The organism is Collinsella sp. HCP3S3_E5, from assembly GCF_052067635.1.
Classification (GTDB): domain Bacteria; phylum Actinomycetota; class Coriobacteriia; order Coriobacteriales; family Coriobacteriaceae; genus Collinsella.
Genome location: NZ_JBQHQF010000014.1, coordinates 52,443 through 67,976, shown reverse-complemented (window position 1 = coordinate 67,976; position 15,534 = coordinate 52,443). Strand labels below are relative to the sequence as shown.

General features: G+C 60.0%; 8 protein-coding genes and 1 tRNA gene. 6 read left to right on the top strand and 3 right to left on the bottom strand.

Annotation, left to right across the window (positions count from 1 at the left end; genetic code table 11):
* Positions 1 to 423: 423 nt before the first annotated feature.
* The 3 genes from ACTM82_RS05835 to ACTM82_RS05825 all read right to left on the bottom strand — a co-directional run bounded on the left by ACTM82_RS05835 (position 424) and on the right by ACTM82_RS05825 (position 1,994).
* Positions 424 to 499: transfer RNA gene (locus tag ACTM82_RS05835), tRNA-Ala, on the bottom strand.
* A gap of 130 nt (positions 500 to 629) precedes the next feature.
* Positions 630 to 1,295, bottom strand: coding sequence for a thiamine diphosphokinase (locus ACTM82_RS05830; protein WP_441054971.1), 666 nt, complete (start codon positions 1,293 to 1,295; stop codon positions 630 to 632).
* 9 nt (positions 1,296 to 1,304) lie between these two features.
* On the bottom strand, positions 1,305 to 1,994 hold the full coding sequence (locus ACTM82_RS05825; RefSeq protein WP_441054973.1) for an HAD family hydrolase: 690 nt from the start codon (positions 1,992 to 1,994) through the stop codon (positions 1,305 to 1,307).
* A gap of 331 nt (positions 1,995 to 2,325) precedes the next feature.
* Between ACTM82_RS05825 and glgB the strand changes: the two genes are divergently transcribed.
* The 6 genes from glgB (at position 2,326) to ACTM82_RS05795 (ending at position 15,484) form a co-directional block, all read left to right on the top strand.
* Entirely contained in the window at positions 2,326 to 4,605 is a 2,280-nt protein-coding gene (gene glgB, locus ACTM82_RS05820; protein WP_441055043.1) for a 1,4-alpha-glucan branching protein GlgB, read from the top strand.
* Between the two features lie 93 nt (positions 4,606 to 4,698).
* Entirely contained in the window at positions 4,699 to 7,125 is a 2,427-nt protein-coding gene (locus ACTM82_RS05815; protein ID WP_441054975.1) for a glycogen/starch/alpha-glucan phosphorylase, read from the top strand.
* A gap of 105 nt (positions 7,126 to 7,230) precedes the next feature.
* A complete protein-coding gene (locus ACTM82_RS05810; protein ID WP_441054977.1) occupies positions 7,231 to 8,379 on the top strand; it encodes a glucose-1-phosphate adenylyltransferase in 1,149 nt (382 codons plus the stop codon).
* Between the two features lie 4 nt (positions 8,380 to 8,383).
* Positions 8,384 to 9,511 carry a glucose-1-phosphate adenylyltransferase subunit GlgD gene (gene glgD, locus ACTM82_RS05805; RefSeq protein WP_441054979.1) on the top strand — a complete coding sequence of 376 codons (1,128 nt, stop codon included), beginning with the start codon at positions 8,384 to 8,386 and terminating at the stop codon, positions 9,509 to 9,511.
* A 90-nt stretch (positions 9,512 to 9,601) separates the two neighbouring features.
* Complete coding sequence (gene glgA / locus ACTM82_RS05800) at positions 9,602 to 11,968, top strand: glycogen synthase GlgA (RefSeq protein WP_441054981.1); 2,367 nt, start codon at positions 9,602 to 9,604, stop codon at positions 11,966 to 11,968.
* A gap of 219 nt (positions 11,969 to 12,187) precedes the next feature.
* Complete coding sequence (locus ACTM82_RS05795) at positions 12,188 to 15,484, top strand: 4-alpha-glucanotransferase (protein WP_441054983.1); 3,297 nt, start codon at positions 12,188 to 12,190, stop codon at positions 15,482 to 15,484.
* The last annotated feature ends 50 nt before the right edge of the window (positions 15,485 to 15,534 follow it).

Sequence of the window (15,534 nt, the reverse complement as noted above, 5' to 3'; positions counted from 1 at the left end):
TCAACTGGGAAAATGGCGCCCCCGGGGCCCGAGAGGGGCCGCGGGGGCGTTCGGTTAACTGCGGGAGCGAGCCATCAGCTCAATGTGTTCGGCTGAGATCGGAAATCAACCAATCGTATGCCAAACCGCTCCGGAGCAATCCGTGTTTACAGCATACTTGCAGCACAACGACCTGTTCCTACACTCGTCGTCAAAACCAGCAGCTAAACCAATTTTCATACGGCAAGACCTTCTCGTAATAGGTGTCGAAGATCTTGGGATGCTCGTACTCGTAAATCCCGCTGGACCACACCACCATTTATTGAAATGATTAAACCTTTTTATAGACTCGCGCCGAAACGCCCGCCGCGAACACAGTCAACCAATTGAGCCTCTTTATAAGAAAAAAAGCCTCCGGTTTTCCGAAGGCCTTTGCATTCACGATGGTGGAGACGAGGGGGATCGAACCCCTGACCTCTTGACTGCCAGTCAAGCGCTCTCCCAGCTGAGCTACGCCCCCGTGACGAGGTAGTACTATAGGGGAATGTTTGCGGGGATGCAAGAGATTTTTTTGGGTTGTTGCCCTGCCTTACGGGTTTTCCTGGGACGGGGCTGAATTAGCTGGTTTTGGCTTAGCCAAAACCAGCTAATTAACCCACCGTCCCGATAAAACCCTCACGGTATAAATAACCGATCGCGATGCCTTGGTGGACTTGAATCTTGGCCGTTTTCCTTACGACATTAGAGATGCCCGTGTCGGCTAGCAGACCCAGGGGGCTGTGGTCTAGCTCCCACTCTAGGCCGTGTTCGCTTACTACTGTCCCAGGGACTATGGCGATGATGGAGAAGGTTTTGCCCTCGGCGCCCTCAATGGACCAGGTCTCGCCAGCGTGAAGGATGCGGGCGACCACCTTGTCCTCGGCAATCCAAATGGGGGCATCCTCGTAGCCTGCAAGCAGACCCAGTACGGAAAGCGCCATGTCCGGGCGACCGCCGGTGGCGCAGGTCGTAACCACCTCGGCACCCGGCCAGCGACGGCGGACCGAATCGAGTGCCAACGCTAGGTCGGTATAGTCCTTGTAGGGGTCGTGGCGCTCTACCTCAAAGGCCTCGGCGGCATCGACCAACGCGCGACCGGTGTCGCTCACCGTGTCGGCATCTCCTACATACACGTCGCAGCCCAGGCCGGCGCCCAGCAGCGCGTCGAGCCCGCGGTCCACGGCGACAACGTGGTCGCACTCCCCCGCTAGTCGACGCAACAGATCCGCGCTCGCCACCACCGGTGAGCCGCAAACAACTAATACTTTGCAAGCCACGGCCCTCGCCTAGCCCTCAAACGCAAGCACACGGGTCAGGTCCAGGTCCTTATAGCTGTCGATAAAGATATCGCAGTTATCGCGAACCTCGTCGCGCTCCATACGGCCGTGCGGGTCGTAAATGCCCACGCGCTTAAAGCCTGCAGTGCCAGAGCTCTTAAGGCCAAAGACGGCGTCTTCAAACACCCACGCGCGCTCAAACTGGTGCCCGTGGCGCTCCTCAAGGCGGCGCAGCGCCAGCTCGTACACATCGGGGAACTGCTTGGAGCGGCCCGCCTCGCCCGTCGTGGTAATAAACTCCATATAGGCGTCGAGCCCCGCACCCGCGAGTGCGGACTGCACCAGCTCGGCCGGCGTGGACGTGGCCACGCACATAGCAATGCCGGCCAATTTCGCCTGCTCCAAAAATGCCAGGAGCCCCTCGCGCGGCGGCACCTTGGAGTAGCCATCGATCAGGATGTCACTCAGCTCGCGATACAGCTCCTCGCCATTTTCGCCAATGTCCCACGTGTCGTGGTAGGCCTGGCACTCGTCCTCGAGCGACAAATGCTCAAACTGGGCAAAATCGTCGACCGTTACATCAATGCCGTGACGCCGCAATAGTTCGGGCTGGGCATAGGCCCAAACGGGGGTGCTATTTACCAGTGTGCCGTCGCAATCAAAAATAAAAGCAACATTAGAGGCGGCTGTGTGGTTCATTCGCAAACCTTTCAATGTCAAATGGTAAACAACCTGCTAAAAACGTTTTACCAAACGTAAATCTAAAAATTTTGAAACCCTAATTGGTAAAACTGTCAAGAGTTTTACCATCGCAATTCTGTCAGTGGCATAAACATGGCGCTCACCGATTAAACGCCACCGTAAATCCACTTTCGTCCATAAATGTAACGGACAGGTGTTATTGTGGTTTTTGCCGAAAGTTCCACCGTGCACGCGAGGTGGGACGACTCATAGAGCTATCGCCGTCCCTTCGATTCGTGCAGCCTTGGACCTTTCGCATCTAGTCACCAAGGCAACACGCTGCCGCGTCATGATGGGATCAAACGTGAGCGATACAAAGCTAAAGCCAGCAACCAAAAAGCCCGCTACCCGAAAAGCCGCCCCGCACGCACCGGAGCTCACCAAGGACGATGTCTATCTGTTTGGCATCGGTATGTGGGAGCGCAGCTGGGAAAAGATGGGCGCGCATCCCGACACGCAGCAGCGCACGCGCGGCTGGCGTTTTTGCGTTTGGGCGCCCGACGTTAAGAGCGTCCACGTTATCGGTGAATTTAACAATTGGGACGAACAAGCCAACCCGCTGGTGCCCGTACACACGAGCGCTATCTGGGAAGGCTTTATTCCTGGCGCCGAGCAGGGCCAGCTCTATAAATACCTCATCGAGACCAACGAGGGCGAAAAGCTTTACAAGGCCGATCCGTACGCCTTTAAGGCCGAGTGCCCTCCGGGAACGGCGAGCGTGCTGTGGACCCTCGATGGCTACCAGTGGAACGACGCCGCGTGGCTCAAGCGCCGCGCCGGCCACAACCACATGTCGCAGCCGCTCAACATCTACGAGGTGCATATTGGCTCGTGGAAGCGCCACGGAGACGAGCCACAGGGCGAGCCGGACGAGTACGGCAACTACCCCGGTCCCATGGACCCCTTCCCTGCGCAGCGCGGCGAGTTTTACACCTACGACGACCTGTCGGTGGAGCTCGTGGACTACGTGCGCGATATGGGCTACACGCATATCGAGGTCATGCCGCTTATGGAGCACCCCTTCGATGGCTCCTGGGGCTACCAGACGACCGGCTACTTTGCCGCTACGTCGCGCTACGGCAACCCGCAGCAGCTCATGCACTTTATCGATGCGTGCCACGAGGCGGGCATCGGCGTGATCATGGACTGGGTGCCCGGCGGTTTTTGCGCCGACTCCCACGGCCTTGCCACCTTTAACGGCCACATGCTGTTTGAGCACGAGATTCACCCCAACTGGGGCACGCACAAGTTTGACTTCGCCCGCGGCGAGGTCCGCTCCTTCTTGGTCTCCAACGTGCTGTACTGGATCGAGAACTTCCATGTGGACGGCATTCGCATGGACGGCGTGTCCAGCATGCTGTACCTCAACTTTGGCATTGACGATCCTGGCCAAAAGAAGTTCAACAAGTACGGTACCGAGGAGGACCTGGACGCCAGCGCGTTTATCCGTCAGGTCAACTGCGCTGTTGAGGCACACTACCCCGACGTGATGATGATGGCCGAGGAGTCCACCGCGTGGCCGCTTGTGACCTATCCGCCGCAGGACGGCGGCCTGGGCTTCCACTACAAGTGGGACATGGGCTGGATGAACGACACCCTGCACTACATGCAGACCGATTTTCCGTGGCGCCCCGGCAACCATGGCTTGCTCACGTTCTCCATCATGTACGCCTTTACCGAGAACTTTATCTGCCCGCTGAGCCACGACGAGGTCGTGCACGGCAAGTGCTCGCTCATCGGCCGCATGCCGGGTGACTGGTGGCGCCAGTTTGCCGGCCTGCGCACGCTCGCCTTCTACCAGATGACGCACCCCGGTGCCAAGCTCAACTTTATGGGCAACGAGATCGGCCAGTTTATCGAGTGGCGCTACTACGAATCTATTCAGTGGTTCTTGACCGAGCAGTATGAGACCCATGCACACCATCAGGCGTTCATTAAGGCGCTCAACCACCTGTATACCGCCGAGCCCGCCCTGTACGAGCGCGGTTACAATGACGACGGCTTTACCTGGATCGACGCGGACAACTCCAAGCAGTCCATCGTGAGCTTTGTGCGTCAGGGCGAGGACGTCGATGACGACCTCGTGATCCTGATCAACTTTGACCCGGCGGCCTACGAGAGCTTCCGTGTGGGCGTGCCGCGTGAGGGCGACTGGGAGGTCATCTTTGACTCCGACCGTCCCGAGTTTGGCGGCAGCGGCTATGCTGGCGAGGAGCCCTACACCTGCTCGAGCGAGCCCTATCCCTGGAACGGGCAGATGGACTCCATCGAGATTAAGGTGCCCAGCCTGGCAGGCGTGGTGCTTAAGCGTCGCGGCCCCAGCAGCTATAAGCCGCCCGTGGTCGAGGAGCCCAAGAAGGCGACCCGCAAGCGTGCGTCCTCGGTAAAGCCCAAGCCAGCGGCCACCAAGAAGGCTCCGGCCAAGGCGAAGGCTACGACGACCAAGGCCAAGGCTAAGGCCGCCGCAAAGCCCGCTGCCAAGGCTACCGCGACCAAGAAGCCGGCTGCCAAAAAGGCCGCTACCAAAGCCAAGTCTGCTTCTGTTAAGTCGTCACCTAAGGATGCGTAACAAAGGCGTTACCACTGTAATTTCCCGCCCCGCGGGGGCGTAGGATACAAGTCACAGCCGTTCCGGGAGAAACATCCCCGGGGGAAGGAACGTATGAATAAGATCTTCGACAACAAGCAGGAGTTTACCGAGCTCTATCGCGATGCCGTCATGAGCATTAGCGGCAAGAGCGTCGAGGCCGCCAGCGACCTGGATCGCTTTAACGCCCTGGCCAAGCTCGTGGCCGAGAAGGCCCGCACCGTTGCCACCAAGAGCGACGCCCGCGCCACCGCCGAGGGCAAGAAGCGCGTGTACTACTTCTCGATCGAGTTTTTGATCGGCCGCCTGCTCGACAACTACCTGCTCAACTTTGGCGTGCGCGACATGGTCGCCGAGGCTCTCGACGATATGGGCCTTGACCTGTCCGTCATCGAGAGCCAGGAGCCCGATCCGGCGCTGGGCAACGGTGGCCTGGGTCGTCTGGCCGCATGCTTCCTGGATTCCATGGCAGCCGAGGGCATTGCCGGCTACGGCAACGGCATGCGCTACCGCTACGGCCTGTTTAAACAGGAGATCGTCAACGGCAGCCAGGTTGAAACCACCGACGAGTGGCTCACCAACGGCTATCCCTGGGAGGTCCGTCGTCAGGACAAGGCCGTGACCATTAAGTTTGGTGGCCGCGTCGAGGGCTTTGAGGAGAACGGTCGCACGTTCTATCGAACCGTGGACACGCAGGACATCCTGGCCGTCCCTTACGACATCCCCGTGGTGGGCTATGCCGGCGAGACCGTCAACAAGCTGCGCGTCTGGGCCGCTGAGCCGGTCGAGGAGCACTTCGATTTGGAGGCCTTCAACCGCGGCGACTACGCCCTGGCCGATGCCGAGCGCGCCGAGGCCGAGGCCATCAGCGCCATCCTCTACCCCAACGACGCCGGCGAGCACGGCCGTCTGCTGCGACTGAAGCAGGAATACCTGTTTGTCTCGGCCGGTATCTATAGCCTGCTCGACACCTTTGAGAAGGAACACGGCGCGAACTGGGAGCTACTGCCGCAGTTTGTGGCCATCCACACCAACGATACGCACCCCGCCATGTGCGGCCCCGAGCTCATGCGCATCCTCATCGACGAGAAGAAGCTCGAGTGGGATGACGCCTGGAACATCGTGACGCAGGTCGTGAGTTACACCAACCACACCATCCTGCCCGAGGCCCTGGAGAAGTGGCCCATCGGCACGTTCTCCAAGCTCCTCCCCCGTGTGTACCAGATCATCGACGAAATCAGCCGTCGTTGGCATGAGTCGTTCGATACTACGCAGGAGGGCTGGCAGGAGCGTCTGCGCCAGACCGCCATCCTATGGGACGGCGAGGTTCGCATGGCCAACCTGTCCGTGATCTGCAGCCACAGCGTCAACGGCGTGGCCAAGATTCACTCCGATATCATCAAGAACAATGTGCTCAAGGACTTCTATGCTTTAACGCCCGAGAAGTTCAACAACAAGACCAACGGCATCTCGCACCGTCGCTTCTTTGCCGAGGCCAACCCCACCTACGCCAAGCTCGTGACCGAGGCCATTGGCGACGGCTGGCTGAAGGACGCCTTTGAGCTTGAGAAACTTAAAGGTTTTCAGAACGACACCGAGTTCCTAAAGGCCGTGGGTGCCTCTAAGCGCACCAATAAGGAGCGTCTTGCCGCCTACGTTAAGGCAGAGACCGGTCTGGTCATAGACCCCAACACCGTCTTCGATGTTCAGGTAAAGCGTTTTCATGCCTACAAGCGCCAGCTCATGAACATCATGAAGGTGATGGACATCTACAACCGTCGCATCGCCAATCCCAACTTCCACGTAACACCGACGACCTTTATTTTTAGCGGCAAGGCTGCCTCGAGCTACACCTTTGCCAAGGAGACCATCCGCCTGATCAACTCGGTGGCCGAGGTCATCAACAACGACCCGCGCGTCAACGAAGTCATGAAGGTCTGCTTTATCCCCAACTTCCGCGTGAGCAACGCACAGCTCATCTACCCTGCCGCCGAGATTTCGGAGCAGATTTCCACAGCTGGCAAGGAGGCCTCGGGCACGTCCAACATGAAGCTCATGATGAACGGCGCCATTACGCTGGGCACCCTCGACGGCGCCAACATCGAAATCGCCGATTTGGCCGGCCGCGAGAACGAGGCGATCTTTGGCCTGACCGCTCCCGAGGTCGAGCAGCTCTGGGCATCGAACAGCTACTTTGCGTGGGATACGCTCAACAATGATCGCGAACGTCTGGGCCTCGTGATGGATGAGCTCAAGGACAACACGTTTGCCGGCCTTTCGGGCAACTTTGAGAGCATCTACAACGAGCTTATGAACAACAACGACCCCGACCTGGTTATGGCAGACTTCCGCAGCTACGTGGATGCATGGGAGAAGCTCACGGGCAGCTATGGCGACCAGGAGACCTGGAACCGCAAGGCCCTGCTCAACACCGCCTCGAGCGGCTGGTTCTCGAGCGACCGCACCATTCGCGAGTACCGCGACGAGATCTGGCACGCGTAAAGGCCGCGAGTTCCCTTTGCCGCACGGCATTACTCGACGGGCGCGACCGAGCGCCGCGCCCGTCGCTAATGGGTTTAGGAACATCGATGACAGAAGGAGAAATCGATGAGTAAGAAAGAATGCATCGCGATGCTCCTCGCAGGAGGACAGGGAAGCCGATTGGGGGCACTCACCCAAAAGATCGCTAAGCCGGCGGTTAGCTTTGGTGGCAAGTTCCGCATTATCGACTTTTCGCTGTCCAACTGCTCCAATTCGGGCATCGACACGGTGGGCGTTCTGACGCAGTATCGTCCCTATCTGCTGCATGCCTACGTGGGCTCTGGCGAGGCGTGGGATCTGGACAGCCGCGACGGTGGCGTGTCGATCCTGCCGCCGTACGAGACGCAAACCGGTGGCGCATGGTATGCGGGCACGGCCGACGCCATCACGCAGAACCTCGACTACATCAAGTCCAACGACCCCAAGTACGTCCTGATTCTTTCGGGCGATCATCTGTATCGCATGGACTACCGCAAGATGCTCAAGACGCACATTGAGAACAACGCCGACCTCACGGTGAGCGTTATGCCCGTGCCGTGGGAGGAGGCCAGCCGCTTTGGCATCCTGACCACCGACCCCGAGGACGGCCGCATCACCAAGTTCACGGAGAAGCCCGAGAAGCCCGATTCGAACCTCGCGTCCATGGGCATCTACATCTTCTCGGCCGACGTGCTGATCAAGGCGCTCGAGGAGGACGCTCTGGACCAGCGCTCGAGCCACGACTTTGGCAAGGACATCATCCCCAAGCTGCTCGGCGAGGGCAAGCGCCTGTACAGCTACGAGTTCCACGGCTTTTGGAAGGATGTTGGCACCATCGCCAGCTTCCACGAGACCTCGATGGACCTGCTGGGCAACAACCCCGAGTTCGATCTGTTTGACAAGAGCTTCCCCATCATGTCCAACATCACCACGCGTCCGCCGCACTACATTGGCCCGGACGGTCGCCTGGACGACTGCCTGGTCTCCAATGGCTGCAAGATCTACGGCACCGCTCGCCACTCGATCCTTTCGACCGATGTCATCATCGAGGAGCGCGCCGTGGTCGAGGACTCCGTGCTGCTGCCGGGTGCGCACGTTAAGAGCGGCGCGCACATTTGCCGCGCTATTTTGGGCGAGAACTCCACGGTCGAAGAGGGCGTGAAGCTCGGCTCTGTCGATACCACCAAGGATACGGCCGTCGTTGGAAATGACGTCGTTGTCGGGAAGGGGGAATGATCCGATGATCAATCGCAAGGCCATCGGCTATATCACCGCTAACTACTCTTCGACCTACGGCAGCGTGCTGCTCAAGGATCGCCCCATCGCGTCCGTTCCGTTTTTGGGCCGCTACCGCCTGATCGACTTTCCGCTGTCCAACATGATGAACGCCGGCATTAAGACCGTCGGCGTTGTCATGCCGGGCAACTACCGCTCGCTGATCGACCACGTGGGCTCGGGCAAGGACTGGGGCCTGGACCGCAAGAAGGGCGGCCTGTTCATGGTGCCCGGCAACGCGTATGGCACCACCAAGGGCGGCATGCGCTTCTTGCTCCGCGACATCATCTCCAACAAGACGCTGTTCCAGCGCTCGGACAAGCCCTATGTTGTGATGATGGGCACCAACGTCATCTTTAACATGGACCTCAACACCATTATCGAGGCGCACGAGAAATCCGGTGCCCAGATGACCGTGGTGTACTGCAAGGCCACGCACAACGTCGAAGACGAGACCAAGCTCGATATCAACGAGAACGGCCGCCTGACGGGCGTGAGCGCCGGCGTCGCGTACGGCGACAACGCCTCTATGGACTGCTGCATCGTCAACCGCGAGACGCTGCTCGAGATCATCGACCACTACCAGGCCGCCGACTATCTGGACCTGCTCGAGGCACTCCAGGGCGACTTTGGCAACATCGACGTGTGCAGCTATGAGTACAAGGGCGAGGTCGTGGGCGTGTTTAGCGAGAAGTCGCTGTATCGTCGCAGCATGGACCTGCTCGACCAGACCGTGGCCGATCAGCTCTTTGACCCCGAGCGCCCGATCCTGACCAAGGCCCACGACGTGCCGCCTTCGCGTTACGCGACCGGCAGCCACGCCTGCAACTCGATCATCTCGGCCGGCTGCATCATCAAGGGCACCGTGCGCAACTCGATTCTGTCGCGCGGCGTTGTGATCGAGGAAGGCGCCTCGGTGACCAACTCCATCATCAACCAGAGCTGCATCATCAAGAGCGGCGCCCGTGTTGAGAACGCCATCTTGGACAAGAACAACGTGGTTCCCACCAACACCGAGCTTCGCGGTACGCCCGAGAACATCCTGGTGCTGGGCAAGGCTCCGTTAACGTCCGATACCACCATCGCTCGTTAACGTTGGCACCACATAATCGCACGTAACTTGTAGAATAGTCGCCCGGTTAGCGCCAGGCGGCTATTCTCGAATTGCAACATGGGAGACATAATGGCACAAACCAGCAAAAAGATGCAGATCGTGTTTGCCTCGGCAGAGTGCGCGCCGTTTGTTAAGACCGGTGGCTTGGGTGACGTGGCGGGCTCGCTGCCTGCGGCACTCGTGCGCGCTGGCGCCGAAGTCATTGTGATGGTGCCCAAGTACGCCACCATCAAGGACGAGTACAAGGCGCAGATGGAGCACTTTGCCGACTTTTACGTGAGCCTGAGCTGGCGCAACGAGTACTGCGGGTTGGAGAAGCTCGAGCACGACGGCGTCACCTATATGTTCGTGGACAACGAGCACTACTTTGCGCGCGACTATCCCTACGGCTTCTTTGACGACGGCGAGCGCTTCGCGTTTTTCTCCAAGGCCATCACCGAGAGCCTGCAGCACCTGCCCGAAGGATTTGAGTGCGACATCCTGCACTGCAACGACTGGCAGACGGCGCTGGCGCCCGTGTTCTTGCGAGAGTTCTACCAAGGCCTGCCGCTGTACGACCGCGTCAAGACCGTGTTCTCGATTCACAATGTGGCGTTCCAGGGTCAGTTTAGCGACACCGTGATGGAAGACATACTGGGTATGGCGCATATTCCGGCAGCCGCCACGCAGTTGCGCTGTGACGCCTGCAGCATTAACTATATGCTGGGCGCGCTGCACTATGCCGATGCCATCACCACGGTGAGCCCCACCTATGCGGGCGAGATCCAGACGCCCGAGTTTGGCGAGGGCCTGGACGGCGTGCTGCGCGAGCGTTCGTACGCTCTGCAGGGTATCCTCAACGGCATTGACGTTGTGGGTTTTGATCCGGCGACCGACAAGCGCATTGCCGCCAACTACACGGTTGATGACCGTGCGGGGAAGGCCGCATGCAAGGCAAAGCTGCAGGAGGAGTTGGGGCTCGAGATTCGCGACGACCGCCCGCTTATGGTGATGGTCACGCGCCTGACGCGACAGAAGGGCATGGACCTGGTCATGTACGCGCTCGACCGCATCCTGTCCGGTGGCGTTCAGGTGGCCGTGCTGGGTACCGGCGACCGCGACTACGAGGACGGCCTGCGCTACTTCCAGGGCAAATACCCCGGCACCATGGCGGCGCGTATCGAGTTTGACCCGGCGCTTTCGCAGCGCATGTACGCCGCCGCCGATATGTTCCTGATGCCCTCGAAGTTTGAGCCCTGTGGCCTGTCGCAGATCATCGCCATGCGCTACGGCACCCTGCCCATTGTGCGCGAGACCGGTGGTCTGAAGGACACCGTGCAACCGTACAACGAGTTTACCGGCGAGGGCACGGGCTTCTCATTTAGTCACTTTAACGGCGACGAGATGGGCGACGCGGTGTTCCGCGCGGCTCGCCTGTTCTGGGATAACCACGAGGCCTGGAATCAGCTGGTCACGCAGGCCATGAGCCAGGACTTTAGCTGGACACGTTCGGCCGATAAGTATCTGGACCTGTACTTCTTTATGCACCCGGAGATTGAGAGGCCGGTGGCAGTAGAGGCTGCTGCGGCTGTGGAGGAGCCGGTTGCCGCCGAGGCCGAGCCTGCGGCACCCGTTAAGGAGCCCGCTGCCGCTGAGGCCGAGCCTGCGGCACCCGTTAAGGAGCCCGCTGCTGCCGAGGAGCCCAAGGCCGAGGAGAAGCCGGCTGACGACGGCGAGGTAAAGCCCACGGCGAAGCCTGCCGCCAAGAAGACGACGACCCGCAAGACGACGGCTAAGAAGGCCACGACCACGAAGGCCGCTACGAGCAAGACCACCGCTGCCAAGGCAACCACCACGCGTAAGCGTACGACCGCCGCTGCCAAGAAGGCCGTCGAAGCCGAGGCCGCTCCCGAGGTAAAGGCCGAGGCCACCGCTGAGGCTACCACTGCCGAGGCTAAGACCGCGGCAAAGGCTCCGGCCAAGACCGCTGCCAAGAAGACGACCGCGACCAAGACCGCGACCGCCAAGAAGGCCACGGCTACGAAGTCGCCGGCGACCAAGGCTGCTACGACGAAGGCCTCCGCGAAGACGGCCCCGAAGGCTGCTGCAAAGCCCGCCGTCAAGGTCGAGGAGGCGCCCTCCGAGACCAAGGCCGAGGCAACGGTCGAGGCAAAGCCGGCCGCCAAGACCACCACACGCAAGCGCGCCACGACAACGGCCAAAAAGGCTACGACCAAGACAGCCGCTCCCAAGGCAGAGGCTAATGCCAAGGACAAACCCGCAGTAAAGGCCGAGCCGGAACCGAAGGCCGCCGAGGTCAAGACCGCTCCAAAGGCTTCGGCAAAGACCGAACCCGCCAAGAAGGCCCCGGTCTCCCCCGCCGCTCCAGCCGAGGAAAAGGCTCCGACCAAGAAGACCTCCGTCCGCAAGGCAACGGCCACCCGTAAGCGCCGCTAGCCCACAGACGATCTAAAACCTAATAAAAACCCTAAACAAGGGGCGCTCCAACCGGGCGCCCCTTCTCTGTAGATAGTTGGTAAAACGATTTTCTAGGACAACCGTTCGCCGATAGTGAGCGACTGTAGTTTATACAACTAAAGTGCAACGGATATACTTATGCACTGTGCGTTAAGCCCATGACCCGCTGGCCATGATTGTATAGAACTGGACCGTACTATGAGATTGATACACAACAGCCGCCTGACGCAGTTTCGCACTCCTTTTGGCGCTGTGAGCACTGGAACTTCCGTTTCGCTTTCGGTGATTTTGGAGGATGCCGACCCCAACCAGGCAACGCTCACCCTGCGCACCTGGGTTGACGGCATCGGAGAGACCTTGATCCCCATGGAGCACAAGGGCGATGGCATCTTTACCGGTGAGCTCAACTGCGCCGAGCCCTGTCTTGTATGGTACAGCTTTATATGCAATATCGAAGGCCAGTCCGAGGTCCGCTTGGGTGCACCGCAGGGTCGCACCGGCGGCGAGGGCGTTGTATACAACTACGCCGAGGTTCCGTCCTTCCAGATTACCGTCTACAAGCACCGCGAGAACCGTCCCACCTGGTACGAGCACGGCATGGTCTACCAGATCTTCCCCGACCGCTACGCCCGCGACGAAAACTGGCGCGAACGCACGCTGGCCGAGGTCGAAAAACCGCGTAAGGGAATCCAGCGTCGCATGGTCGAGGACTGGAACGAGCCGCCCGTGTACGAGCGTGCCGAGGACGGATCCATCAAGACCTGGGATTTTTACGGCGGCTCTCTCAAGGGTATCCAAAATGACCTGCCCCGCATCGCCGAGCTGGGCTTTACGGTCATCTACCTCAACCCGATCTTTGAGGCCGCGAGCAACCACCGCTACGACACAGCCGATTACACCAAGATCGACCCGATTCTGGGAACCGAGCAAGACTTTACGGAGCTATGCGAGGCGGCCGAGAAGCTCGGCATTTCCATCATCCTGGACGGCGTCTTCAACCATACGGGCGACGACTCAATCTACTTTAACCGCTACGGCAACTATCCCGGCGTCGGCGCGTGGCAGAGCGAGGACTCCCCGTGGCGCGATGCGTTTACCTTCCACGAGGACGGTTCGTATGACTGCTGGTGGGGCGTGAGCAATATGCCCGCCCTCAACGAGAATTCCGAGCTCGTGCGTAAAAAGCTTCTGGGCAAGGACGGCGTCATTCGCAAGTGGCTGCGCGCCGGTGCCCACGGCTGGCGACTCGATGTGGCCGACGAGCTTTCCGATGACTTCCTGGCCGATATCAAGGCCGCCGTGCTCGAAGAGAAGCCCGATGCGCTGCTGCTCGGCGAAGTCTGGGAGGACGCCTCCAACAAGATCAGCTATGGCCATCTGCGCCGTTATCTGCAGGGCTCCGAACTCGATTCCGCCATGGACTACCCCTTCCGCGACATGGTCATCGGCTTTTTGATGGGCTACAGAGATGCCTATCAGGCTGCCGAGGACATCGAGACACTGCACGAGAACTACCCGCGCGAGGCACTGGCCTGCGCGCTCAATCTGCTTTCGAGCCACGACCGTCCGCGCATTATCTCGGTGCTCGGCGGTGGTCCCGACGAGTCGCAGCTACCCGAGAGCGAGCGTAGCAAATGGCGCTTGGACGAGAACTCTATGGACCTGGCCAAGAGGCGCTTTTGGTTGGCGACGCTCATGCAGATGACCTTCCCCGGCGTGCCCTCGATCTATTATGGCGATGAGTACGGCCTGGAGGGCCTCACCGATCCGGGCAACCGCCGTACCCTGCCGACAAAGGACCAGCTCCACGATTTCGATACGTTGGCCATCGTGAAGAACGCATCCGCCCTGCGCCGCGCGTTGCCGTTTATGGTTGACGGCGAGATCAAGGCCTTCGCGCTTAACGACGACGTCCTAGCCTACACCCGCACGGGCAAAGACGGCGAGGCTGCGACTGTTATCGTCAATCGCAGCCTGCGCAATTCGCACCGCGTGACGATTCCGGCGCTCGGTGAATGCGCGAGTGACGTGATCAGCGGCCACGAGTGCGAGATCCACAACGGTACGGTCACGCTCGACCTGTACCCGCTGGGCTCTTCGATCATCTATCACCATGCCGAGAGGCGCCTGCAGGAGCCGCTCGATCATGGCGCGGGCGTCGTGTGCCACATTACCTCGGTGCCGACTGACGATGGCAAGCCGGGTACGATCGGCGCGCCCACGCGCCGCTTTATCGACCACCTGGCCGCCATGGGCATGCGCTACTGGCAGGTCCTGCCCGTCAACCCGACGGATTTCTTCCGCTCCCCCTATGCCGGACCCTCGGCTTTTGCGGGTAACATCGACCTGCTGCCCGAAAGTCACGAGGAGCTGGCCGCCGACTTCGCTTCTTGGAAGGCCCACGGTGGCGAAGATGCCGACCCGCTGTACACCGCGTTTAAACATCGCAATGCCGATTGGCTCGAGAAGTACTGCGTCTACATGGCCGTTAAGAAATATTTTGAGGGCGAGTCGCGCCACAATTGGCCGGCAGATGTCGCGCGCTACAACGAGCATCTGATCGACGACAAGCGCTTCCACGACGAGGCCGAGCTTCAGGCCTACATGCAGTACCGCTTTGACCTGGCTTGGTGCGAGCTCATGAACTATGCGCACAAGAAGGGCATCGAGGTCATCGGCGATATCCCGATGTATGTGTCGGACGATTCGGCAGATGCGTGGAGCGAGCCCGAGAACTTCTGGCTGTCCGATACCGGCAAGGCAATCGAGATCTCCGGTGCGCCACCCGACAACTTTGCGCCCGAAGGTCAGGTGTGGGGAAACCCCACCTTCCGCTGGGATCACATGAAGGAGACCGGCTATCGCTGGTGGCTCGATCGCCTGCGCCGAGCGTTCGCGCTCTACGACCGCGTGCGCCTGGACCACTTCCTGGGCTTCCACAACTACTTTAGCATTCCCGCTGGCAAAGCCTGTGCCGACGGCCGCTGGCTTGCTGGTCCGGGCAAGGACCTGTTCCAGACCGCCTACGACGAGCTGGGTCCCCTCAATTTTATTGCCGAGGATCTGGGCTATCTGACGCCTGGCGTTCGCGCTATGGCTTCGACCTGCGGTTTTCCTGGCATGGACGTACTGGAGTTTAGTGACTACGACGTTCGCTGCGGAATTCATCCCACGCCGGACAAAATCCTGTACACCTCGACGCACGACACTTCGACGCTCGCTGGCTGGTGCACGCGCTCCTTTGCAGGCGGCGACGAGCCGAGCGGTGCTGAGGTGGCGGCCAAGCTGATGGGCGACGCGCTCGCAAGCGACGCCCCCCTGGTGATGATGCCGCTGCAGGATGTGCTGGGGCTGGGCGATGACGCACGTATGAACGTACCGGGTGTAGCCACAGGCAACTGGACGTGGCAGGCACAAGAGGCAGACGTTGCGGAGGCCGAAGAGAAAACTGCGAAGCTCCTGCGCAGCACCCATAGATTCTGGGGCGAAGCGTGATAAAACCCCCGATATGGGGTACAGTTACAGCTGTTTGAATTTTTGCGGGC

Bases quoted from the DNA above. Each gene is read 5' to 3' on its own strand.
- ACTM82_RS05825 (WP_441054973.1), bottom strand. From the start codon at position 1,994: ATGAACCACACAGCCGCCTCTAATGTTGCTTTTATTTTTGATTGCGAC.
- glgB (WP_441055043.1), top strand. From the start codon at position 2,326: ATGATGGGATCAAACGTGAGCGATACAAAGCTAAAGCCAGCAACCAAA.
- ACTM82_RS05815 (WP_441054975.1), top strand. From the start codon at position 4,699: ATGAATAAGATCTTCGACAACAAGCAGGAGTTTACCGAGCTCTATCGC.
- ACTM82_RS05810 (WP_441054977.1), top strand. From the start codon at position 7,231: ATGAGTAAGAAAGAATGCATCGCGATGCTCCTCGCAGGAGGACAGGGA.
- glgD (WP_441054979.1), top strand. From the start codon at position 8,384: ATGATCAATCGCAAGGCCATCGGCTATATCACCGCTAACTACTCTTCG.
- glgA (WP_441054981.1), top strand. From the start codon at position 9,602: ATGGCACAAACCAGCAAAAAGATGCAGATCGTGTTTGCCTCGGCAGAG.
- ACTM82_RS05795 (WP_441054983.1), top strand. From the start codon at position 12,188: ATGAGATTGATACACAACAGCCGCCTGACGCAGTTTCGCACTCCTTTT.